The sequence below is a fragment of the Bradyrhizobium sp. 33ap4 genome (genome assembly GCF_032654765.1).
GTDB lineage: Bacteria > Pseudomonadota > Alphaproteobacteria > Rhizobiales > Xanthobacteraceae > Bradyrhizobium > Bradyrhizobium australafricanum.
This window is the reverse complement of record NZ_JAUMTJ010000026.1, coordinates 1-19,267: the sequence shown is the minus strand read 5'-3', so window position 1 is coordinate 19,267 and position 19,267 is coordinate 1. Positions and strand designations below refer to the sequence as shown.

Genomic DNA, 19,267 nt, shown 5'->3' with positions numbered 1-19,267 from the left:
CGGGCGTACGGCTTAAGCGGCCTTCTTGCTGGCGGAGGTGCCAGTGAGAACACCCATGATGTCGCTCTCCTTCATGATCAACAGCTCCTTGCCGTCGATCTTGACTTCGGTGCCCGACCATTTGCCGAACAGCACGCGGTCGCCGACCTGAAGGTCAATCGGGATCAGCTTGCCGCTCTCGTCGCGGCCGCCGGGGCCGACGGCGATCACTTCGCCCTGCGAGGGCTTTTCCTTGGCCGTGTCGGGAACGATGATGCCGCCAGCGGTCTTCTCTTCGGCGTCGATGCGCTTGACCACGACGCGGTCGTGAAGCGGACGGAATTTCATGTGATCCTCCCTGGCCTTGTGCACAATCTCGGGATTGGCACCCACAATGAGCGAGTGCTAATCGCAGTTCACTTATACCTGTGACAGTTGGGCGCAAGAGCTTCGGCCCGTGATATTTGGCTGCAACTTGGCTCTCGGAGGGGAATGCCGGCGACGATCGCTGCCGGGCGAAGCAATAGGCCGCCAGCAGTGTCTGTGTCCGAATCTGGGCCCTCGCGACTTATTGCACCGCCACACGACTTCGGTGCGGACGGGACTAAACGGACACGCCATCGTCGCGCACCCCACAAATTCTCAGGTACAGACCTAGGAGTGTGCCTGGCCCGAATGATCGTCGCCACCGAGATCCTCCGCGATCTCCTGCAGCAGCTTCGGTCCCCTGGCCAGCCTGCGGCCAAGTGCGGTGACGAAGGAATCGTAGCGTTCACCTCCCTTGGCGCGCGCGGCTTGCGCGGCCGGCTCCGGCAATGCCGGGGTCGTGGTCAACCAGAACCGGACGAATACGGCAAGCGTCTCGACCGCGATGCCGACGTCGCGCTCAAGCCGGATCATGCGGCGATCGAGCTGGTCGAGGCGCTTCGCGATCACCGCCTCCCGTCGTTCGGCCGCATCCGGAGACAGAAAGGAGGCGATCGCGGCCTCAGCGATCAGCGATTGAGGTTGGTCTCGGCGCGCGGCATAGTCCGTCAGCGCCGTCATAACGGCCGGGTCGAGGTAGACCGAAATCTGGACCTTCTTCTTGCGGACGGTCATGGCGGTCACAGCTCCGTGCCATCGCCGGAGTCCAGCGAGACCCGCCGCGCTACGCCTTGCATGATCCGGGTTATGCGGCTGTTGCGGACGGCCTCATCGTCCGCATCATCGACGGGATCGGCTTCGAACTCGTTCTCGATCGGCGCCCTCCTCTCGACCAGCGTCACGCGGCTGAGCTCGGGCTGCTGGCGGCGTTCGGATCCGGTCGGATCGTCATCTTCGGTCGCGGTCGTCGAGCCGGCATTGCCGATTTCCGCTTTCGGCGGCAATGGCCGGCCCGTCCAGTCATTCGGCCGCCCCTGGTTGGGAACAGTGAGTGCCGGCACCGGCAGAATGCGTTGCAGGAGGCGCGCGTCGTCGTAATAGCGCGCCTTCTTCGCCCGGATCGGCGAAGCGCCCGCAACCATGACGATCTCGTCCGTCGGTGGCAGTTGCATGACTTCGCCTGGGGTGAGCAGCGGCCGGGCCGTTTCCTGCCGGGAGACCATCAAATGACCAAGCCACGGGTTCAATCGGTGGCCGGCATAGTTCTTCATGGCGCGCATTTCGGTCGCGGTACCCAAGGCATCGGAGACACGCCTGGCGGTGCGCTCGTCGTTGGTGGCGAAGCTGACGCGGACATGGCAGTTGTCGAGGATCGAATTGTTCGGGCCGTACGCCTTCTCGATCTGGTTCAGCGATTGGGCAATCAGAAAGCCCTTCAGTCCATATCCTGCCATGAACGCCAGCGCCGACTCGAAGAAATCCAGCCGCCCCAACGCGGGAAACTCATCGAGCATCAGGAGCAGCCGGTGGCGCTTTGCCTTGGCCTGCAGGTCCTCCGTGAGACGCCGGCCGATCTGGTTGAGGATCAGACGGATCAGCGGCTTGGTCCGGTTGATGTCGGAGGGCGGCACGACGAGGTAGAGGGTCGCCGGTTGCTGGTCGCCCACGACGTCGGTGATGCGCCAATCGCAGCGCCGGGTCACCGCGGCGACGATGGGATCGCGGTAGAGCCCGAGGAACGACATGGCGGTCGACAGCACGCCCGACCGTTCGTTGTCGGACTTGTTGAGCAGCTCGCGCGCTGCGCTAGCGATGACGGGATGTGGACCGGCTTCGCCGAGATGCGCGGTCTTCATCATCGCGACAAGCGTCGATTCGATCGACCGCTTCGGATTAGAGAGGAACACGGCGACGCCCGCCAGCGTCTTGTCCTCTTCGGCATAGAGGACATGGAGGATGGCGCCGACCAGCAGCGCGTGACTGGTCTTCTCCCAATGGTTCCGCTTCTCCAGGCTCCCCTCGGGATCGACCAGGATGTCGGCGATGTTCTGGACGTCGCGGACCTCCCATTCGCCGCGGCGAACCTCGAGCAGCGGATTATACGCCGCTGACTTCGGATTGGTCGGGTCGAACAATAGGACCCGCCCATGTTTTGCGCGGAAGCCCGCGGTCAGCTGCCAGTTCTCGCCCTTGATATCGTGAACGATCGCCGAGCCCGGCCAGGTCAGGAGCGAGGGCACGACCAGGCCGACGCCCTTGCCCGAACGGGTCGGGGCGAAGCACAGCACATGCTCCGGCCCGTCATGACGGAGATAGTCACGCTCGTAGCGGCCGAGCACCACCCCATCGGCGCCAAGGAGCCCGGCCGCCTTCACTTCCCCCGTCTTGGCCCAGCGGGCCGAGCCGTAGGTCTCGACGTTCTTCGCCTCGCGCGCCCGCCAGACCGACATGCCGATGGCGGCAACGATCGAGATGAATCCGCCCGAGGCCGCGATGAACGCGCCGCGCACGAAGATGTCGGGCGCATAGGCGTCGTAGAAGAACCACCACCAGAAAAACGCCGGCGGATAATAGATCGGCCAGCCAACGACGCTGAACCATGGGGTACCCAACTGCCCCTGAAATCCGAGCTGCCAGGCGACATATTCCGTCGCACCCCAGGTCGTCAGAAGCACGATCGCGAGCACGGTCAGGATCTGTCCCCAGAGGATGGTGGTCGCGGACATGGCGTTGGTCCTTTCTGCGCGATCTACAGTCCAAGTCCCCGCTTTCGGCCAAAGCTCCAGTCGATGCCACCGTCGTTGCGTATCGTTCCGGTGACGTGGCGGCCGAGCTGTTTCTCGAGCGAGGGCGTCCAGGGCACGAGCTGGAAGCCGAGTCCGTCGTCGATCATGGCGAAGCGACCGGAGGCGAGCGTGAAGCGCTGGCGGTAGCTGCCGGCGACATGCTCGCCGCTGCCGGCTTGATGGAATGGCTGGCCGGTTCGGGACGCGAGCCTATCACCCAAGGCCTCCAGCTCCCGGCAACGCAAGGTGTCGATCAGGTTGCGCGAGAAGATGATGCGCTGGCCCCGCCGCTCGGCATAACCGCGTTCGAGCAAATGCTCGGCACGCCGCTCCATGGCCTGCCGCACCTCGGCGCCGAAGCCGCCATCCGAAAGCGCGGCCGGCGTGCGAGCGACCGCCTGCCGGTCGAGCCAGGTCGCCCCCGACGCCGAGACCTGCGCAGCGAGGTCGAGATCCGACCGGACGGCGAGCGCCACGCGGCGACGTCCTTGCGGGTCGTCGAACTTGCGCAGCTCGACGATCGCGCCCGGCGCGCCGTCGCCGGCGGCGTTGAGATCGGGCAGCCTCAAGTGATGGGTTCGCCCGTCCACGCCGTCGACCACGGCATAGGCCGTGCCCTTCAGCTCGTCGTCGAGGCCGCGATCGACCAGCCGGCCGACGATCGGCGCATCGAGGCTTTCAGCCGCGAGCACATAGCTCGCCGCGCCGCGTTCAATGCCGCGTTCGGCTAATGCCCCGTGCATGCGCCTGATGATGTCATCGCGCTCCCCCAGCTCGCGCAGCGTGGTCTCCGCCTGGTCGCTGACCACCCACCGGCCCGGCGCGACCTGATCGGCGAGGCCGAGGGATTCGAGCTTGCGCAAGCGACCGACCTTCAAGGCGTGATATTCGTCCGGCTGCCGGCCCCGATGGGGCGCGAGATCGATGACGCCGGTGGACCAACCGTCGCGCACAAGCTGACGATCCAGCTTGGTCCAGCGTTCGGCTTCAACCTGGCGCTCGAGGTTGCGACGGATGTCGAGCTCGGTGCGCGGACCGAGTTCCTGGGTGACCAGATCCTGCGCGCGGGCACGCATTCCCTCCTTGATGTAGTCGCGCGAGATCACGAGGTCCTGGCCGTCATCACCCCGGCCGCGGAGGATGACGTGGACGTGGGGATTGTCGGTGTTCCAGTGATCGACACCGACCCAATCGAGCTTCGTGCCGAGATCCGTGGCCATCTGGCCCATCAGCTCGCAGGCGAAGGATTTAAGGTTCGCCATGTCCACCGCGTCCTCGGGCGACACGATGAAACGGAAGTGATGACGGTCGCCCTCGCACCGCGTGGCGAAGGCACGGCCATCAGCGTCCTCGGTCCGCGGTCCGAACAGGCGCGCCCTGTCCCCATCGCGGGTCACACCCTCACGACGGAGATAATTGAGGTGCGCGGCGAGCGGCGCGGCGCGCGCCGTGTGACGGACGACACGGGTCTTGATCACGGCGAGGCGCGAGCGCCCCGTCAGCAGGTGGTTGGCCTGCACGCTGGCGATCCGGCCGCGTCCAAAGCGCGACTGGCTGGCCGGGATGATCCGGCCCGATCGGGATACCTGCCCGCCGGCCTTCTGTGCCGCCGCAATCGCCTGCGCAATGAAGGGCCGCGCCCGCTGCGAAGCGGATGAGCGGATGCGGCCGGGCCGGATGCGAAACTCCCGATCATCGGCCATCGCCGACCTCGGCAATGTGCGAAAGATCGCAGAACGTCAGAGAGTTGCGTGCGGGGCGCACATTGCGGTCGGCGCGAGCACCTTGCGCGGAAGGCGGAGAACTCCGAACTACACGACGAACCAACCGAGGCGCACATTGCGCCCTTTTATCTCGCAGTCGTCCCGTCGTGCTTTCCCACTGCTCCCGGGTTTCCGCCAACTCCCCTCTAGCGCACCCCAGTGCTCGCCGGTTCACGTAGATGCTCATCGCATGTCTCCGGCTTCCGATTTCGCGATGAACAGGCCAGTCCCCCTGGGAATCATCGACGACAGGACGCCAGCGCCCGACGAAGCGAGAGCGCTGCTCGCGACGAATCCAGCCTGCCGCCGATCTGGAATGCTGTTGCGTTCCGATCGCGCGACGAAGAACGGTGCAGCGGTCCAGGAGAACTGGCCGCCGGACCGGCCAGAAGCGTACCTAATTCCCAGCAAGCTCGCGAGATTCGTGACATAGGCTTGCGTCTCGGCCGGCAAGGAAACACCGGCGAGGTGCTTTTCGTAACGTGCTGGTCCGGCGTTGTATGCTGCAAACGCGCCGGGCATCCCGTAGCGGTCGCTCAGCTCATGCAGATACCCCGTGCCAGCCAGGATATTGTCGCGCGCGTCGTAGGGATCGTTGCCGAGGCTGTACCGATGGCTTAGGTCAGCCCAGGTCCCCGGCATGATTTGCATCAATCCCATTGCGCCCTTCGGCGATTTGGCGCGCACGTCTCCAGCGCTCTCCAGCCGGATGATTGACCTGATCCAGCACACAGGCACCGCGAACCGCTGTGAAGCCTCTGCAATGAAGGGAGCAAATGCATTGTCGCCATGATGGTTCGCCGACTGGACCGTCGATTGCTCCGCTGCGAGAGCGGCACAGCTCCAAACCGTCAGGGCAAAAAGCAGCGTTCGGACAGGCCGAAAACACGCTCCCGACAAATGCAAGCATGCCGTCGTGCTCGCGCCCGTCCAGGGTGAAGCTGCTTCGCGACGGCCGTTCGGCCCCCCTGGACCGCCGCTGCGCGCGACAGCGCCGCGATCCCTGGTCGGGACGGAGGAATGGTCGCGCAACTGATCGAACAGAGAAATGGCAGATCGGAAGCACCAGCAAGGCACGGTCACTCCTCCCACGTCCACACGGGGAGCGCACGGCCGATGACGGCCGACGCAGGCAGAAATCCAAAGTATCGGCCATCCAGAGAGTCGCTTGACTGCCAGTTCATGAGAAAGAGCTCACCGTCGCCGACCACGGCGCATCCTTCCCACTTCGGCAGCGGCCGCCCGCGACCGTCGCGATCCCTCGCCTCGCCCACCGCAATCTCGTCGACAGAAATTGCGAGCCCGCTTCTGCAGACCGTCTGCCCTGGAAGCGCCAGCACCCGCTTGAGCATCGGGACGCCTGCGGGCAGATGCCCATTCAGGTCGAAAAAGGTCGCAAGCGGCTCGGGCGGCCGAACCGCAACCAATTCTGTGACGAAGAAGTCGCCCGCTGGCTCCAGGCGATAGAGTCCGATCGGCACACTGGCCGAAGCATTCCAGATGTAAAGCGGGCTTGGCCCCAGAACGACCGGAGCAACAAGCGTGGCGACACCGCAGACCATCGCGATCAACGTCTTTGAGCCGAACGTCATCGCATGAACCTCTGCCGATGCAGCCAGGCCTGGTGACGCCCCTTTGTGTACGCGCGCGGAAGCTCGTTGACAGAGAGGCGGTTATGAACGTGGTGCCAATAGTCGGGGGCTGCATCCGCCGGATCGATCCCAAGCCCCTCGACAGCGTCGATCAGTTGCAGCACGCGCTCGACCTTGGGCCAGCCCGACAACCGCAGCAAACTCTCACCGCCCGGCTTGACATAGGGGACCGTCGAGCGTCGCTCACCTGGAGCGACCGCGCGCAGAATGTCGATGCGCGAAATGACTGTTCCGAAGTCGCTCGACGTCCAGCGAACGAAGGCGAAGATGCTGGCCGGAGCAAATGACAGCACGCGGCGGTGTCGGTCGATCATCTTGTCTTCGACAGCACGGCCGAACCGAATCCGGTTTTCGATGCGCTTTTCGAGCCAAAAGACTTCGACTTGGGTGAGAGCGCTCATGCCCGCGCTCCGTGATTCACAAACCCGGGTTTCTGATCGGAAACCTGTCGAGACCAGCCTTCAGCCGGTCATAGTCTCGCGCACCGGTTCCGCGGCCGACAAACGTCAGGCTCTCGTAAGGCGTTGCAGCCATCAGGCGTGAGGTCTTCAAGCCTGCGTCGCGTCCTTCGACGATCTGGGAAGCCGCCCAGATCAGGACGTCCGCATCCCGGATGGTCGCCATGCCATGTTCCGGCACGGCCTCGACGCGAATGGAGATCGCGCCCGCGCGGAAATCGATCGGCACGATGCGCTTTGTTTTGGCGAGCGAGAACAACGGATAAGCCATCAGATCCTGCGCGTCGCGTGACGCGAGATCGCCGGGCTGCGCCCGAAAGAGCTCAAGCTGGTCGCGCTCGGAGCGATGTGTGCGCCGCATTGTCACTGTCCTCGCGCTGACATCAGCGACGTTCCTGGCCCGCATACGGGCGCAGCGTCGGGTGCTTCTTGGCCGGCAATACAGTCGCTTTGCCCGGATCAGACGTCGACGTTTTGGCGCCGAGGTCGGCCCAGGCTTTCAGGTCGTCCAACGCGTAGACGACGCGTCCGCCGATCTTCCGATACATTGGCCCGGTACCGAAGGTGCGGTGCTTTTCCAGCGTGCGACCGGAGAGACCAAGGTAGCGTGCAGCCTCCGGCGTACGCAGGAAGCGCGGCGGCAGGCCGGCCATTGGATCGGACATTTGAGAACTCCAGGGTGACAGCACGGAGCCGATTTCGGCGCCGGCGTGTGTGCGGTCATCTTGGAGAAGCGCGATGTCGGAGGGGGATGCCGAAGATTGAGGGGACGATTTTCGATACCCCAGGCGGGTTATGCTATTTGCCTGTGCGCCCGCGTCGCAGAATTTGGCGATAACCGCCGCGCACCAGTGCGAGGCCGGTTTGCACCAGGCGGACGGTCCGGTTGCGCAGATCGTGTGTCTTCCAGGCACGGTCGGGGATACGCTTCCTGCCGAACAATGCTTCTGCGATGATGCGATACGTGCCGCCGTCCCCACGCGCATCGAGCGCGCGAAGAGCCGCGCTCAACCGTTCGCGTCGCTGTTTGGATAACTCGTGAAAGGCAGGACCTGGCGCACGCCCGCTCATGGTTCGCCACAGCCGTCGCGCAGCGTACGCCCGCGCGTCGAAGTCGCCGTCGAACGACAACTCGACGACGTAGTGGGCAGCTACGCTTGGCGCTTCTCTTGACCAAACGCGGTGTTCCACCGCGCCGATGCGCAGCACCGCATGCCAGCCGTCGGCTGCACGGCGAACCTTGCCAGCTGCGAGATCAATCAACGGATGAGACGCTGCGTCACGGTCAATGGACGACGTCATTGCGATCGGAACGACGGTCGGCAGAACCTCGGGCGCCCAAAAGATCGTCTGCTCCGTAAACGACCTCAGCGGGTCATGGGCGAAAGCAGATGCCCCATTTCCTCCTAAACTCGGGTGTCACCTCGCCATCCGGGCTGTTGGCGATCATCGCTTCGTACTCGCGTCTATAGTTCACGTTGCGACGAAGACATTCCCAAGCGATGTCGGTGATCTCTGTATCCCGAAGACTCTTATAGGATTCCGGCGACCGCCAGTCGAACTCAGGCATTGCTTCCACCCGCATGCACGCAGCTAACAAGGATTGCGGTGCAATAATCGTGAACGGGCGAGTTGCAGGAAGTCCCTAGTTTGGCACCACGTGGTGCTCCCGGATGACCACGCTTCGGCGGGAGAAGGCGATTTCTCAAGGAATGCCTTGGTCAATGGATTTCTTCTAGTTCAACCCAGTGCCACGCAACAGACGTCCATGTTCGGTCATCCACTTCGCGCGCGCGAGGTGACTCTGGTATGCGTTGCGCGCCCGGTCCGGCTCACACTCCGGATCGATATGCAGGACGATTCGAGCGACTTCCCGCCAGTCTGCACCCTCACCCTCGGCTTGTAGAAGGCGAATGTACGTCACAACGTGCTCCTCATCGTAAGATGTCGGCACTGGCCCGGCGGGAGCCAGGTCTGCCACGTTAGGATCGAGCGGAGGGATCTGCATGATCTTACGGTCGCGGAGTTTACTGTCTAAGGATTCATAGGGCCGCACTTTGTTAAGTATATCGAGGTGCAATATACTGAACAAGCGGCATCTTTGCCCGCATGGATTTGCGGGAGACATTCGCCACTAACTTGCGTCGTCTACGCAATGCGAGGGGATGGTCTCAAGACGAACTTGCTTTGGAGGCTGAGATAAGCCGGAGCTATCTGAGCCAGCTTGAGAAGGGCGTATACTACGTCAGCATAAAGGTCATTGGTCGCCTTGCCGATAAGCTCGATGTCGAGCCTGATGAGTTCCTAAAACGGACGGCAAAGAGAGGTCGCGCTAAATAGGCGTGGCCCAACTCGCGAACCGAGCCAAAGACTCGGCGAGCGCCGGTCGCAAGTGCGCGTAGTCACCGCCGATCCGGCTGCGTACCCCCCATGCCAGCCGTCGGCTGCGCGCCGAACCTGGCCAGCTGCGAGATCAATCAACGGATGAGACGCTGCGTCACTGCCAATGGGCGACGCGGTCATTTCGATCGGAACGACGGTCGGCAGAACCTTGGGCGCCCAAAAGACCGTCTGTTGCTTGAATGACCTCAACAGGTCATGGGCGAAAGCAGATGCCCCATCTCCTCTTGAATTCGGGCGTCACTTCGTCATCCGGGCCGTTGGCGATCATCGCTTCGTAGTCGCGTCGGTAGTCCATGCTGCGACAAAGACATTCCCAGGCGATGTCGGTGATTTCGGCGTCCTGTAGGCTTTTGTAGGATTCCGGCGACCGCCAGTCGAAGTCAGGCATTGCGTTCGTCTCATTGCACGCAACTAACATGGATTGTGGTACAATAGTTGTGATCGAATGGGTTGCGGGAAGCCCCTAGTTTGGCTCCACGTGGTGCTGCCGAATGACACGTGTTGGCTGAAGAAGCCGATTTCCGAATGGATGTTTGGTCGATGGGCTTCTTCTAATTCGACCGCGTGCCCCGTAGGAGACGCCCCTGTTCGGTCATCCACTTAGCGCGCGCAAGATGACTCTGGTATGCGTTCCGCGCGCGTTCCGGCTCACGCTCTGGGTCGACGTGCAGCACTATTCGAGCGACTTCCCGCCAGTCCGCGCCCTCGCTGTCGGCCTGCAGGAGGCGGATGTACGTTACAACATGCTGCTCATCGTAAGATGTCAGCGCTGGCCCGGCTGGGGCTAAGTCAGCTGTATCGGGATCGAGCGGCGGTGTTTGCATAAATCCTTCCAAAAGCTTGCGCTGTGGCCCCAATAGTTTGGACCGAGTGTCGTTAAAAGCTGCCCCCTAGTTACATTCAGCCAGCCGACGCCAGAGCACCCGGCGGGAACTGCACAGCAGTATAGCCTCATTCTTTTGTCGAAAATACTCCGTGGTGAAATACTCTGCAAGACGATGCCCTCCCGGGCATGAACATCCGCGAAGTACTGGCTCTCAATCTGAGAAAACTCCGCCAGGCAAAGAGCCTGTCGCAAGAGGAGCTGGCACACCGCGCGGATGTTGATCGGACCTACATTAGCGCTCTAGAACGAAGTCTCTACGCAGCCAGTATCGATGTTGTCGATAACTTGGCCCAAGTATTGGGCGTTGAGGCGGCGGATCTTCTTAAGCGTCCTTTGCCGTCGAAAAAGGGCCGCGGTTGATAGAGGCCTAAGGTCTGAAAGATGTAACGCCGTGATATGCCGCGAGCCGGGCCGGAGGCCCGGCGAGCGCCGGACGCGGACACGCGTCGCCGCCGATCCGACAAGTCGGATCGGCGGCGGCGCATCATGGATCGAGCGAAGCCGCGCAACCGGCGCCCGGTTACGCCGCCCTCCATCAAGCGCCTTGCTTTGCCTTCCAGCTCAAGGCGCTTGTCCTGATGGACCTTGCTGCGAGCAAACGCAGTAATGCCCGTACGAAATCGAACATGCTTTCCGGCTTGCGATTTTCCTCGCCCAGAACGGTTTCGATGATTTTCGAGGCCTCGGATTTGGATGCTCTTCCTGCCTTCCCGCAAAGCGGCAACATAGATGGAAAAGGCCCCGCCTCGGAAGAGGCGGGGCCGATGACCCCTATGGGATCAGTCGCCGTTGCGGCGCGACCAGATCAGGGTGAAGCCCTCGTCGCCGTCGACCTTCACCAGCGAGGCGTAGATCGGGGCCGGGAAGCTCGGATCGTCGAGCTTGACCGAGAGGTATTCGCGATCGCTGTCGCGGGCGGTCTTCTTCCAGGCGGCGCCGAACTCGGTCACACCGGCGAAGATGCGATAATCAGGCGCCTTGTCGTTGTCCTTCTCGGATGCGGCAAACCGTGCCTTGATGTTCAGCGTCAGCGTCTTGATGAAGCCGACGTAGCCGTTGTCCGAAGCGGTGAAGGTGCCGATAGTAGCCATAGTACTCTCCGTTGGTTGCTCGGGCCGCGCCCATCGCGGCCTCGATGGCGATCCCTGGCCCGGGGAGCGATCGGCCCGCAGCCGTCAGGCCCGCAGCGCCAGCGGAGGACGGCGACAAGCCTGCTTTTTTGTCTCCCGCGAGGAATGCCGCCCACTTCGCGGCAGGGGAAAAAAGCAGGCGTAGCCGTTGCGGGAAGGCGATCGAGGCCTTGGCCGTCCCTCGGGCCTGATCAGCCCATTCGAGGTTGCGTTGGACGCGCGCCATGAACGAACTGACGAAGACAACCATGGCGGCCGACACCGACACAGCACAAGGACTCAGGCTGGAGATCGGACATATGCTGACGGTGACGCATTAACGGCAAGGAAGGCGCACCTGGGAAAACGCCAGCGAACCCAATCGCATCCGCAGCGTACGGGATCGAAGGCAAAGGCGGAGTTGGTCGCCAGAAAGCGATCTCGATATTCGCAGTCATCACACGAACAAGGCATCCGACCTCAATGCTGCTGATTGACCAGCGCGACACTGCATTCCTTGGCCTGCCGCGTACCTATGCGGAGCTTCGCGGGGTTGTCGCCGGGTCGCAGTGACGGTGCCGCAAGGGCCGCGGGCGACAGCGCCGTCGTGGGAACGTGTCGTTCGCATGTTCTTTCGATCTGGCCGTCTTCAAACTCCAGGGGAGTAGCTGCTCTGGAGATGACGCCTTCGAAAGAGCAGCGCACCTGCGGCACGCTCGGCATCGCCGGCCAATGGCCTATTCCAGCAGGGACTGGATCGCCAGATTGGCATGCGGAGCAGCCAGTGAATAATTTTCACAAAAATAACAATTTTTGAGTATTTTTCATGGAATGCTCAGACTCTAGTGATTTTGGAGCTTTCAGCGAAGAAAATTCAGGAATTGAGAGTATTTTTCATGAGATCTAGCAAAAACGCGCGATTTTCAGGGCAAGTGAGCGTTTTTCATGACCGGCGGCTCCCCGAGACAGCGATTCCGGTCGGCTACGCCGCCCTGATCGACGCCTATGATCTGCCCATCCCGGTTCCCCGGACGCTTTCGGCGATCGGCACCAAGCATCGCATTATTGAAAAGGACCACTGGCACATCTATACGCCGCGCCACGCGCCCGAGGCCTCGCTTGAGGGGCATCTGACCTTTGCGCTCAAATACGAAGGCTTGGATCTCGCCCTCCTCAAGCGGCTTTTCCTCGCCGTCAAGGACGAAGACGTCGCCGAGATTGTGCGGCAGAAGCCTACAGGGGTCTACACGCGCCGCATCTGGTTCTTGTACGAATGGCTGCTCGGCCATGAGCTGAGGTTGCCTGCCGCAGACAAGGTCTCGTATGTGGATGCTGTCGACACCGACATCCAGTTCGCAGGTGCGCCGCAGAATTCGGCCCGGCATCGTGTCCGCAACAACCTTCCCGGCACGCCGGAATTTTGTCCGCTCGTCTTCAAGACATCTGCGCTGAACGAATTCATCGCGCAGGACTGGAAAGATCGCGCGCGCGCCGTCGTGAGCCAAGTGCCGAAGGATCTGCTCGCCCGCACGGCCGCCTTCCTTCTGCTGAAGGACTCGAAGTCCAGCTACGTGATAGAAGGCGAAAGGCCGCCGCAGGATCGAATCCAGCGATGGGGCCGCGCTATTGGCGAAGCTGGTCGCGCACCGCTCGACGAGCAGGAGTTTCATCGCCTGCAGCGCCTCCTGATCGGGGACGAGCGTTTCGTCAAGCTCGGCTTCCGCAAGGATGGCGGCTTCGTCGGCGAGCACGACCGCGACACGCAACGCCCGATTCCGGACCATATCAGCGCGCGGCATGAAGACATCGCATCGCTCATGGCCGGATTGATCGCGTTCGACCACAGCGCCGAGAATGACCTCGATGCCGTTATCGCGGCGGCCGTGCTCGCATTCGGGTTCATCTATATCCACCCATTTGAGGACGGCAACGGGCGCATTCATCGCTATCTGATGCATCATGTTCTCGCACGTCGGGGGTTCAACCCGGCGGGCGTGCATTTTCCTGTGTCCTCGGCCATCCTCGATCGGATCGCCGAGTACAAGAGCGTGCTTGGGAGCTATTCGGGCAGGCTGCTTTCCTGCATCCAGTGGGAGGCAACGCCAATGGGCAACGTCAGGGTTCTCAACGATACCGCAGATTTCTACCGATTCTTCGATGCGACACCACACGCGGAGTTTCTGTACGCCTGCGTGCGTCAGACGATTGAGCGGGATCTTCCGAACGAAACCAACTTCCTTGTCAGCTTCGATATGTTCCGCGCCGGCATCGAGAACATGATCGACATGCCGGAGCGGACACTGAACAATCTATTCGGCTTCCTCAGACAAAGTCAGGGCAAGCTGTCGAAGCGCGCAAGAGAGGATGAATTCGCTGCGCTTACGGAGGACGAGGTCTCAAAGATAGAACAACTATATGCAGATTCGTTCGGCCAAACCGGAGAGTAACTGATGGCACATCAGATTAGATTCGAAGGCGCGGCTTGCGAAGAATATCTCTATCCAGCTCGACATCTCGATCCAGGCGACTCTCGATCTGGCGCTGGCAAAGGAAGACACTCGTCCACCGAGTCGAGGCGGTATCTCGTGGAGCCAATCATAACTGCAGCGAAGAATGAGAGGGTCACGAGAGCAAAGGTCAGCCAGAAAAGCACCGAGCCCAATAACCTTGAGGATTAATCCAAGGGCCAGCATGGTGGTGGTCTCGCACTCAAAGATGACCGATTATGCCTTCCACCATACGGCGCATTTCGACACATAGATCCAAACGCGAGACAAGAACCATTTCGCATGAAGTTCGCTTCGATGAGCGGGCTATCGACCTCTCGCGTTGCTTGCGCGAACCGATTTTCGGCAAGAGTCGAGTAAGACGGCGCTCACGCGCCGTCCTTGCCGAATTTCCAGACCGGAATCCCGAGTTTCTTCGCCTTGTCGGCGAGGTTATCCTGTATGCCGGTCCCCGGAAAGCACATGATTCCCATCGGCATGACTGCCAGCATGGCGTCGTTGCGTTTGAACGGTGCAGCCTTGGCATGCTTCGTCCAGTCCGGTTTGAAGGTGATCTGCGACACCCTGCGATTGCTGGCCCATTTTGCGGCGATCAATTCAGCCCCCTTCGGCGAGCCGCCGTGAAGCAGCACCATGTCGGGATACTTCGCGTGGACCTTGTCGAGCCGGCCCCAGACGAGCGAAACGTCGTTGAAATCGAGTCCGCCGGTAAGGGCGATCTTGGGCCCCGATGGCAGCATCGCCAGGGTTTCTGCGCGATGCTTGGCGGCTAGGAAGTCGCGGCTGTCGATCATCGCGGCAGTGGGCGTGCGATGGCTGACCAGTGATCCGGCGCGAGGCCGCCAGGGCGAGCCAGTGTGAAGCTCAAATTGCTCAGTAGCCAGGTCGCGGAACAGCTCCATGGCGTTGCGGCGTTCGACCAGTGAAATGCCGTCGGCGGTCAACCTTTCGAGCTCAACAGATCGCACTTCCGAGCCGTTCTGCTCGCGTTGGCTCCTCTGCTGCGCCTGCTCATTGTCGTCGAGCCCGTGCTCGATACGGCCCACCGCGCGATGTAAGAGATTGACGGTCGACCAGAGCAGGCCTTCCAGATCGGGCTCAAGTCGGGTGTCGCTTAAAGTTGCCACGAAGGCGTCGAAGATATCGGCGACGGCGCCTGCGATCGCTTTACCTTCGGGCAACGGCCTTGGGTCGGGCTCGCCGTGGAACGGACGGTACCCGTAAAGCTGAAGTTCACTAAGAATGCGGTCGGTCGGTGATGAGTTATGTCGGGGTTCGAACTCGATGTCGTCATGGTCGGTCGTCATGGTGAGAGGTCCTTTGCCGGATCGGCCGCACCCATCGCGGCCTTCGCAGCGATCACCAGACGGCACGCGGACCGAGCCAGAACCCCGAGGCCTAAGCCGAGGGCGCCGAAGCGGAGCGGAGGATGGCCAAAACCCGGCTATTTTGCTTCGCGATGCAAAGGCCCGCAGGGCCGGCGGAAAATAGCCGGGCGCGGCCATTGCCGGGTCGGTGCGCTTGCTGTCCGATCGCCCTCTAGAAGGCCGGGGGCGACCGCTTCCAGCGACACCGAGCTTGAGCCGATCGGCATGAAGGTATCGGGACCGAACTCGCCGCCGCTATCCCGGCTTGCTCGCAGCTAAAGACAAGAAGCGGACGGCGTCCTCTGGAACGAGTTGCTCGCACAACGTTGTTCGAAATTCCACGGCAGCCATGGCGCGTAGATCATCGTTGAAATCGTCGAGCCTCGGCGACAAAGTGAGCGCTTCAATGCCTGCGGCCTCGGCGCGGGTCGTCAGGCTCGTCGCCGCGACCCTTCCGGCCGCATCCGCATCGCGAGCGATATAGAGTCGCCGCAGCGACGGCGGGAGGAGGATGCCGGCAAGGTGATTGGCCGAAAGGGCTGCCACCATCGGCATGGTCGGCAATACGCAGCGAAGCGACAGCATGGTCTCGATCCCCTCGCCCGCTACCAGGACGTCATCAACCGCTCCAAAGCGCACTGCGTTGCCCAAGAGATTACCCAATGCGCGTCGCGGCGTATCGACGAGTGCCAAGCTGCGCCCGGAGGGATGAAGCCAGGTGCGGTGTACGCCTGTGATTTGTCCCTTGAGATCGGTCACTCGGGCAATCATCGCCGGGCCGACCTCGATCTGCGAGTCTTCGTTGGGCCGATAATAGCATCGCGCATGGAAACGGAGCGCGCCTTCGTCATGGACGGGTTCGATACCGCGTTCTCGCAAATAGAGTTGGGCGATGGTCCGACCAATCGGCTGCGACTTGGCAAACAGACAACGAGCAGCCTCCGCGGATCTGGCTCGGATCGCCCCGCGACCAGGAATCGATGTCGGTTGGGGATTGGGCCTCGGCATACCGAGAAATCGTCGCGCCTCTTTCGCCACATCACGAAAATGAACCAATCCGCAGCTTTGCCGAATGATGTCGAGAAGGTCACCATGCTCTCCGGTGGCGGCATCCGTCCACTTGCCTGCAAGTCCCTGGAGCGTTTCGTTCAACCGTACGAACAGGGATCGACCGGGAGTGTTTCTGCAGTCTCCCACCACCCAATAACGTCCTTGGCGTCGGCCATTGGAGAGATAGTGTCGACAAACCGCCTCGGCATCACGCGACAGGCGATGCGCCAGCTCGGAAGCATCAGGCAACCTTCTATCTTCGGAAATATCACCGGAGCGAAACGGCTTTGCTCTTTCGGAAGTCTCTGTCATCTGAGTTCACCACGACGAGCGACCGAGAGCCTCTCTCTCGGCCTCCAACCCGTCATGGCGGTTCTCGCGCGCCTCTTCCTCTCGTCCGTCAGCAGGGCCTCATGACGCCACCTCCTCATTCGCGACGGCCTGGCTGGTCGATGGGACCGCCGTGATTTCAGGAAGGAAGCCGAGCAGATAGTCAGCGGCCTTGCTCGCCTGCGACGCTGCTCGCAGAATCGCGCGGTTATCCTCACGCAGAACCTCGAGCCACGAACCGATATAATCAGCGTGCCGCACGGTGGGCGCGATGCCAAGTGATGTGCAGCAGAATGCGGCACAGAGTTCGGCGATCAATTCCTCGAAGGCGTATCTCTTGGTGTCAAAGGAACCGCCAAGGTCGCGATCAAGGCGGGAAGCATGGCCGCTAGCGTGGCCAAGCTCGTGGAGCGCCGTGCGGTGCCAGTTGATCGGCTCGAAAAAGGCCGCTGGCGGCGGCACCTGGACGTAGTCCTCCGCCGGTGCATAGAACGCTCGAGTGCCTCCGATGCGGAAATCGATACCACTCGCTCTGATCAACGCCTCGACCGTCGGCTCGATCATGCCAGATCGCCACGGCGGTGCCGTGGTCGCAATTTCCGCTGGGAGTACGCATTGATCGGTATTGAAGACGGTAAAGCGCTTCAGGAATGGAACAGCGTGCGCCTCCTCGCCGGTCTCGGACACACGGCGCTTTTCATCAGATGGTACGAAGCGATCGGCATAAACGACAGTAGTACCCTGCTCGCCTTTGCGGACATGGCCACCGATTGCAAGCGCCTGACGATAGGTCAGCCAGCGTTGGCTTGAAAATCGGCGATCCCGGGCTGCACTCCAGAGTATTAGTATATTAACTCCGCTATAGGGACGATGTGACGCGGCATTCTCGGGCATGGCTAGCGGCGCCGTCCCAGCCGCAGCGTCCCAAGGCTGAACCCAGGGTACATGGCCGGCCTCCAGTTCGGCGATGATTCTGTTGGTAATTTCGTCATGCAGGCTCACCCGGTTCTGGCTGGCGCGCACCGAGGGATGATATTTGGACATCGCGGGTCTCCGCGACGGGCGCCGCGAGCCTCTCTCGCAACTTTCAACCCGTCACGGCCTCCAGCGACCGCACTCTCCCTCTCTATGTTCGTCTTCGCGCTTGCGCGGCGCAGGTTGGTGTCTCCGGTGTCTCCATCGCGTCAGGGATGGAAGCCCGAAGGGTGAAAACCGGGCGAAGCCCGGGGTTTCAGCGCAGCCGACAGCCCGGCCCGAAAGGGCGACGCCCAGCCGGACCGACACAAGAGGATTCATCGTCAGTCAGTCTGCAGTACGTAGCGATCGGTACTCATGCTCTGCCCCTCATTCCAATCGGTCCCCCGAGAAGGATCTCCTCGATCGGAGCAGCTACCGTCAGACGGCCCCGCCATTCCGACAAAGGAGCGCTTGTTAAGGGCCCCAAACGTCGGATCAGCGATAGGACTTGTCGGAATTCGAACTGACAGCCCGCAAGAATCATATGCCTCTCAACGAGCGGATTATCCGCGCGCGCCGCCGACATTTCTCTCGACGAATTGCCATCGAATATTTCAAACCTCAAGCAGGGCCTCAACGACTTGAGGCACCGTTGAATACTCGCATCAATCGATGCCCGGCACTTTTTCGCACTCAAGGCCCGCCGATTACCGCACCAATTGTTGATGGCTCTTCTCCTCGCAGCCTTCTCGTGCTCCGGGAGAGCATCCATGTGACTGGAGGGCAGCATGCGAGAAGGCCCCAAGGGAGCGGCGAATTTGACTTTGGAGATCCGGTTTCGTGCTTTCCGAGGCGTTGCACGAATAAGGACCCTCATCCAGGGATGATGACGCCATTCTACTGAATTCGGCACCGAGATCGTTGCAGCATTGACGCGCGAGCTAACGCCTATGACATCCCGCTCCGCTCTTCCTGCTCGTTATCCACCCATCGGCGCCTGGCCTGCACTCATGCTCGCCGACATGGCCGCCGCCTATTTGGATTTCGCAAATACCCATGAACTCGCGCGAGCCGTAGGCCGCGGCGAGGCGCCGCCTCCAATCGGCTATCGTGGAATTGGGCGGGCGCGGCAACCGGTTTGGTCAAGAGCCGCGATTGATGATTTTGCCGCGCCCCGTAGAGCTATCAATTTGGACAGATCAGAAGGCGAAGATTTGGCCTCCCTGGCAAGACGTTAAGGTTGCGCTGCAATGAAGCTTCCGCGCTATTGCAGGCTAAAGTCATTGAAGAATGGTCGACGCGGATATTTCTTCGAGCCACCAACGTGGGCTCGCAATGAAGGCTGCCCTGTCACAGCTGAAGCACTGGGAGAAGACTATGCAACCGCTCTCAACAGAACCAAGAATATTCTGCTGCCTGCCTTCGACAGCTGGCGTTCGGGCGGATTGACCGACATGGTCCCGGCGTCTCCCGTGCCTGGCACTTTTGATTGGCTTGTCGGCGTTTTCAAAGCCAACCACCGATGGCGTGAAATCGATTTCAAGACCCAACGCTTATACGACCAAGGCCTGGCGCTATTCGAAGTCGGATCGTAGCCATGTCGTTCTGTGAGCCAAGGAGTTGAGTGTTATAGTTGTCTTCCTAAGACCGCTTG

Annotated in this window: 21 protein-coding genes and 2 pseudogenes; 4 read left to right on the top strand and 19 right to left on the bottom strand. The window is 61.6% G+C overall.

The genetic code is table 11. The features are described from left to right. Positions 1-12 precede the first annotated feature (12 nt). From groES to Q2M23_RS20880, 12 genes and pseudogenes are all read right to left on the bottom strand, one after another. Positions 13-327, bottom strand: coding sequence for a co-chaperone GroES (gene groES, locus Q2M23_RS20935; protein ID WP_141341691.1), 315 nt, complete (start codon positions 325-327; stop codon positions 13-15). A gap of 306 nt (positions 328-633) precedes the next feature. Next, a complete protein-coding gene (locus Q2M23_RS20930) occupies positions 634-1,080 on the bottom strand; it encodes a CopG family transcriptional regulator (protein ID WP_225646989.1) in 447 nt (148 codons plus the stop codon). Positions 1,081-1,085: 5 nt separating this feature from the next. Continuing rightward, complete coding sequence (locus tag Q2M23_RS20925; protein WP_316396863.1) at positions 1,086-3,071, bottom strand: conjugal transfer protein TraG; 1,986 nt, start codon at positions 3,069-3,071, stop codon at positions 1,086-1,088. A gap of 23 nt (positions 3,072-3,094) precedes the next feature. Beyond that, positions 3,095-4,834 carry a relaxase/mobilization nuclease domain-containing protein gene (locus tag Q2M23_RS20920; protein ID WP_316396862.1) on the bottom strand — a complete coding sequence of 580 codons (1,740 nt, stop codon included), beginning with the start codon at positions 4,832-4,834 and terminating at the stop codon, positions 3,095-3,097. Positions 4,835-5,077: 243 nt separating this feature from the next. Beyond that, entirely contained in the window at positions 5,078-5,626 is a 549-nt protein-coding gene (locus Q2M23_RS44045; protein WP_410469746.1) for a lytic transglycosylase domain-containing protein, read from the bottom strand. A gap of 347 nt (positions 5,627-5,973) precedes the next feature. Next, positions 5,974-6,486: a S26 family signal peptidase gene (locus tag Q2M23_RS20910; RefSeq protein ID WP_316396861.1), complete on the bottom strand. Its 513-nt coding sequence runs from the start codon at positions 6,484-6,486 to the stop codon at positions 5,974-5,976. Continuing rightward, positions 6,483-6,947 carry a DUF2840 domain-containing protein gene (locus Q2M23_RS20905; RefSeq protein ID WP_316396860.1) on the bottom strand — a complete coding sequence of 155 codons (465 nt, stop codon included), beginning with the start codon at positions 6,945-6,947 and terminating at the stop codon, positions 6,483-6,485. The genes Q2M23_RS20910 and Q2M23_RS20905 overlap by 4 nt, the downstream gene beginning before the upstream one ends. 43 nt (positions 6,948-6,990) lie before the next feature. Continuing rightward, a pseudogene (locus Q2M23_RS20900) lies at positions 6,991-7,365 on the bottom strand (replication initiator protein A); the annotation flags it as partial. A 22-nt stretch (positions 7,366-7,387) separates the two neighbouring features. Then, positions 7,388-7,669: a helix-turn-helix transcriptional regulator gene (locus Q2M23_RS20895; protein WP_212061060.1), complete on the bottom strand. Its 282-nt coding sequence runs from the start codon at positions 7,667-7,669 to the stop codon at positions 7,388-7,390. A gap of 133 nt (positions 7,670-7,802) precedes the next feature. Then, positions 7,803-8,306 (bottom strand): DUF2285 domain-containing protein, encoded by a 504-nt coding sequence (locus Q2M23_RS20890; RefSeq protein ID WP_316396859.1) that lies wholly within the window; start codon positions 8,304-8,306, stop codon positions 7,803-7,805. 73 nt (positions 8,307-8,379) lie between these two features. Beyond that, positions 8,380-8,574, bottom strand: a complete 195-nt coding sequence (locus tag Q2M23_RS20885; protein ID WP_316396858.1) for a transcriptional regulator domain-containing protein — start codon at positions 8,572-8,574, stop codon at positions 8,380-8,382. 165 nt (positions 8,575-8,739) lie between these two features. Beyond that, positions 8,740-9,012 carry a DUF2285 domain-containing protein gene (locus tag Q2M23_RS20880; RefSeq protein WP_253641008.1) on the bottom strand — a complete coding sequence of 91 codons (273 nt, stop codon included), beginning with the start codon at positions 9,010-9,012 and terminating at the stop codon, positions 8,740-8,742. Between the two features lie 101 nt (positions 9,013-9,113). Between Q2M23_RS20880 and Q2M23_RS20875 the strand changes: the two genes are divergently transcribed. Next, entirely contained in the window at positions 9,114-9,344 is a 231-nt protein-coding gene (locus Q2M23_RS20875) for a helix-turn-helix domain-containing protein (RefSeq protein WP_168855976.1), read from the top strand. 256 nt (positions 9,345-9,600) lie between these two features. Here Q2M23_RS20875 and Q2M23_RS20870 read toward each other — a convergent pair whose 3' ends face one another. Both Q2M23_RS20870 and Q2M23_RS20865 read right to left on the bottom strand, forming a co-directional pair. Further along, positions 9,601-9,795 (bottom strand): transcriptional regulator domain-containing protein, encoded by a 195-nt coding sequence (locus Q2M23_RS20870; RefSeq protein WP_316396857.1) that lies wholly within the window; start codon positions 9,793-9,795, stop codon positions 9,601-9,603. Between the two features lie 163 nt (positions 9,796-9,958). Then, on the bottom strand, positions 9,959-10,231 hold the full coding sequence (locus Q2M23_RS20865) for a DUF2285 domain-containing protein (RefSeq protein WP_316396856.1): 273 nt from the start codon (positions 10,229-10,231) through the stop codon (positions 9,959-9,961). 188 nt (positions 10,232-10,419) lie between these two features. Here Q2M23_RS20865 and Q2M23_RS20860 point away from each other — a divergent pair, with 188 nt between their 5' ends. Then, on the top strand, positions 10,420-10,653 hold the full coding sequence (locus Q2M23_RS20860) for a helix-turn-helix domain-containing protein (protein WP_092089923.1): 234 nt from the start codon (positions 10,420-10,422) through the stop codon (positions 10,651-10,653). 161 nt (positions 10,654-10,814) lie between these two features. On the opposite strand, the pseudogene Q2M23_RS20855 reads toward Q2M23_RS20860, so the two are convergent. After that, positions 10,815-10,987, bottom strand: a pseudogene (locus Q2M23_RS20855) (DUF932 domain-containing protein); the annotation flags it as partial. A gap of 85 nt (positions 10,988-11,072) precedes the next feature. Next, positions 11,073-11,384: a DUF736 domain-containing protein gene (locus Q2M23_RS20850; protein WP_141341719.1), complete on the bottom strand. Its 312-nt coding sequence runs from the start codon at positions 11,382-11,384 to the stop codon at positions 11,073-11,075. A 914-nt stretch (positions 11,385-12,298) separates the two neighbouring features. On the opposite strand from Q2M23_RS20850, the gene Q2M23_RS20845 reads away from it, so the two are divergent. Beyond that, positions 12,299-13,849: a Fic family protein gene (locus Q2M23_RS20845; protein ID WP_316396855.1), complete on the top strand. Its 1,551-nt coding sequence runs from the start codon at positions 12,299-12,301 to the stop codon at positions 13,847-13,849. 428 nt (positions 13,850-14,277) lie between these two features. On the opposite strand, the gene Q2M23_RS20840 is transcribed toward Q2M23_RS20845, so the two are convergent. The 3 genes from Q2M23_RS20840 to Q2M23_RS20830 all read right to left on the bottom strand — a co-directional run bounded on the left by Q2M23_RS20840 (position 14,278) and on the right by Q2M23_RS20830 (position 17,700). Then, positions 14,278-15,216: a DUF2493 domain-containing protein gene (locus Q2M23_RS20840; RefSeq protein ID WP_141341725.1), complete on the bottom strand. Its 939-nt coding sequence runs from the start codon at positions 15,214-15,216 to the stop codon at positions 14,278-14,280. 315 nt (positions 15,217-15,531) lie between these two features. Next, positions 15,532-16,638 carry a toprim domain-containing protein gene (locus tag Q2M23_RS20835; RefSeq protein WP_410469745.1) on the bottom strand — a complete coding sequence of 369 codons (1,107 nt, stop codon included), beginning with the start codon at positions 16,636-16,638 and terminating at the stop codon, positions 15,532-15,534. Positions 16,639-16,737: 99 nt separating this feature from the next. Next, positions 16,738-17,700 carry an ArdC family protein gene (locus Q2M23_RS20830; RefSeq protein WP_316396854.1) on the bottom strand — a complete coding sequence of 321 codons (963 nt, stop codon included), beginning with the start codon at positions 17,698-17,700 and terminating at the stop codon, positions 16,738-16,740. A 1,163-nt stretch (positions 17,701-18,863) separates the two neighbouring features. Here Q2M23_RS20830 and Q2M23_RS20825 point away from each other — a divergent pair. Then, positions 18,864-19,208, top strand: a complete 345-nt coding sequence (locus Q2M23_RS20825) for a hypothetical protein (protein WP_316396853.1) — start codon at positions 18,864-18,866, stop codon at positions 19,206-19,208. Positions 19,209-19,267: the final 59 nt, after the last annotated feature.

What these genes read in the sequence shown, in the direction of transcription:
- groES (WP_141341691.1), bottom strand. Translation starts at nt 327, where the DNA reads ATGAAATTCCGTCCGCTTCACGACCGCGTCGTGGTCAAGCGCATCGAC.
- Q2M23_RS20930 (WP_225646989.1), bottom strand. Translation starts at nt 1,080, where the DNA reads ATGACCGTCCGCAAGAAGAAGGTCCAGATTTCGGTCTACCTCGACCCG.
- Q2M23_RS20925 (WP_316396863.1), bottom strand. Translation starts at nt 3,071, where the DNA reads ATGTCCGCGACCACCATCCTCTGGGGACAGATCCTGACCGTGCTCGCG.
- Q2M23_RS20920 (WP_316396862.1), bottom strand. Translation starts at nt 4,834, where the DNA reads ATGGCCGATGATCGGGAGTTTCGCATCCGGCCCGGCCGCATCCGCTCA.
- Q2M23_RS20910 (WP_316396861.1), bottom strand. Translation starts at nt 6,486, where the DNA reads ATGACGTTCGGCTCAAAGACGTTGATCGCGATGGTCTGCGGTGTCGCC.
- Q2M23_RS20905 (WP_316396860.1), bottom strand. Translation starts at nt 6,947, where the DNA reads ATGAGCGCTCTCACCCAAGTCGAAGTCTTTTGGCTCGAAAAGCGCATC.
- Q2M23_RS20895 (WP_212061060.1), bottom strand. Translation starts at nt 7,669, where the DNA reads ATGTCCGATCCAATGGCCGGCCTGCCGCCGCGCTTCCTGCGTACGCCG.
- Q2M23_RS20890 (WP_316396859.1), bottom strand. Translation starts at nt 8,306, where the DNA reads ATGACGTCGTCCATTGACCGTGACGCAGCGTCTCATCCGTTGATTGAT.
- Q2M23_RS20885 (WP_316396858.1), bottom strand. Translation starts at nt 8,574, where the DNA reads ATGCCTGAGTTCGACTGGCGGTCGCCGGAATCCTATAAGAGTCTTCGG.
- Q2M23_RS20880 (WP_253641008.1), bottom strand. Translation starts at nt 9,012, where the DNA reads ATGCAGATCCCTCCGCTCGATCCTAACGTGGCAGACCTGGCTCCCGCC.
- Q2M23_RS20875 (WP_168855976.1), top strand. Translation starts at nt 9,114, where the DNA reads ATGGATTTGCGGGAGACATTCGCCACTAACTTGCGTCGTCTACGCAAT.
- Q2M23_RS20870 (WP_316396857.1), bottom strand. Translation starts at nt 9,795, where the DNA reads ATGCCTGACTTCGACTGGCGGTCGCCGGAATCCTACAAAAGCCTACAG.
- Q2M23_RS20865 (WP_316396856.1), bottom strand. Translation starts at nt 10,231, where the DNA reads ATGCAAACACCGCCGCTCGATCCCGATACAGCTGACTTAGCCCCAGCC.
- Q2M23_RS20860 (WP_092089923.1), top strand. Translation starts at nt 10,420, where the DNA reads ATGAACATCCGCGAAGTACTGGCTCTCAATCTGAGAAAACTCCGCCAG.
- Q2M23_RS20850 (WP_141341719.1), bottom strand. Translation starts at nt 11,384, where the DNA reads ATGGCTACTATCGGCACCTTCACCGCTTCGGACAACGGCTACGTCGGC.
- Q2M23_RS20845 (WP_316396855.1), top strand. Translation starts at nt 12,299, where the DNA reads ATGAGATCTAGCAAAAACGCGCGATTTTCAGGGCAAGTGAGCGTTTTT.
- Q2M23_RS20840 (WP_141341725.1), bottom strand. Translation starts at nt 15,216, where the DNA reads ATGACGACCGACCATGACGACATCGAGTTCGAACCCCGACATAACTCA.
- Q2M23_RS20835 (WP_410469745.1), bottom strand. Translation starts at nt 16,638, where the DNA reads ATGACAGAGACTTCCGAAAGAGCAAAGCCGTTTCGCTCCGGTGATATT.
- Q2M23_RS20830 (WP_316396854.1), bottom strand. Translation starts at nt 17,700, where the DNA reads ATGTCCAAATATCATCCCTCGGTGCGCGCCAGCCAGAACCGGGTGAGC.
- Q2M23_RS20825 (WP_316396853.1), top strand. Translation starts at nt 18,864, where the DNA reads ATGAAGCTTCCGCGCTATTGCAGGCTAAAGTCATTGAAGAATGGTCGA.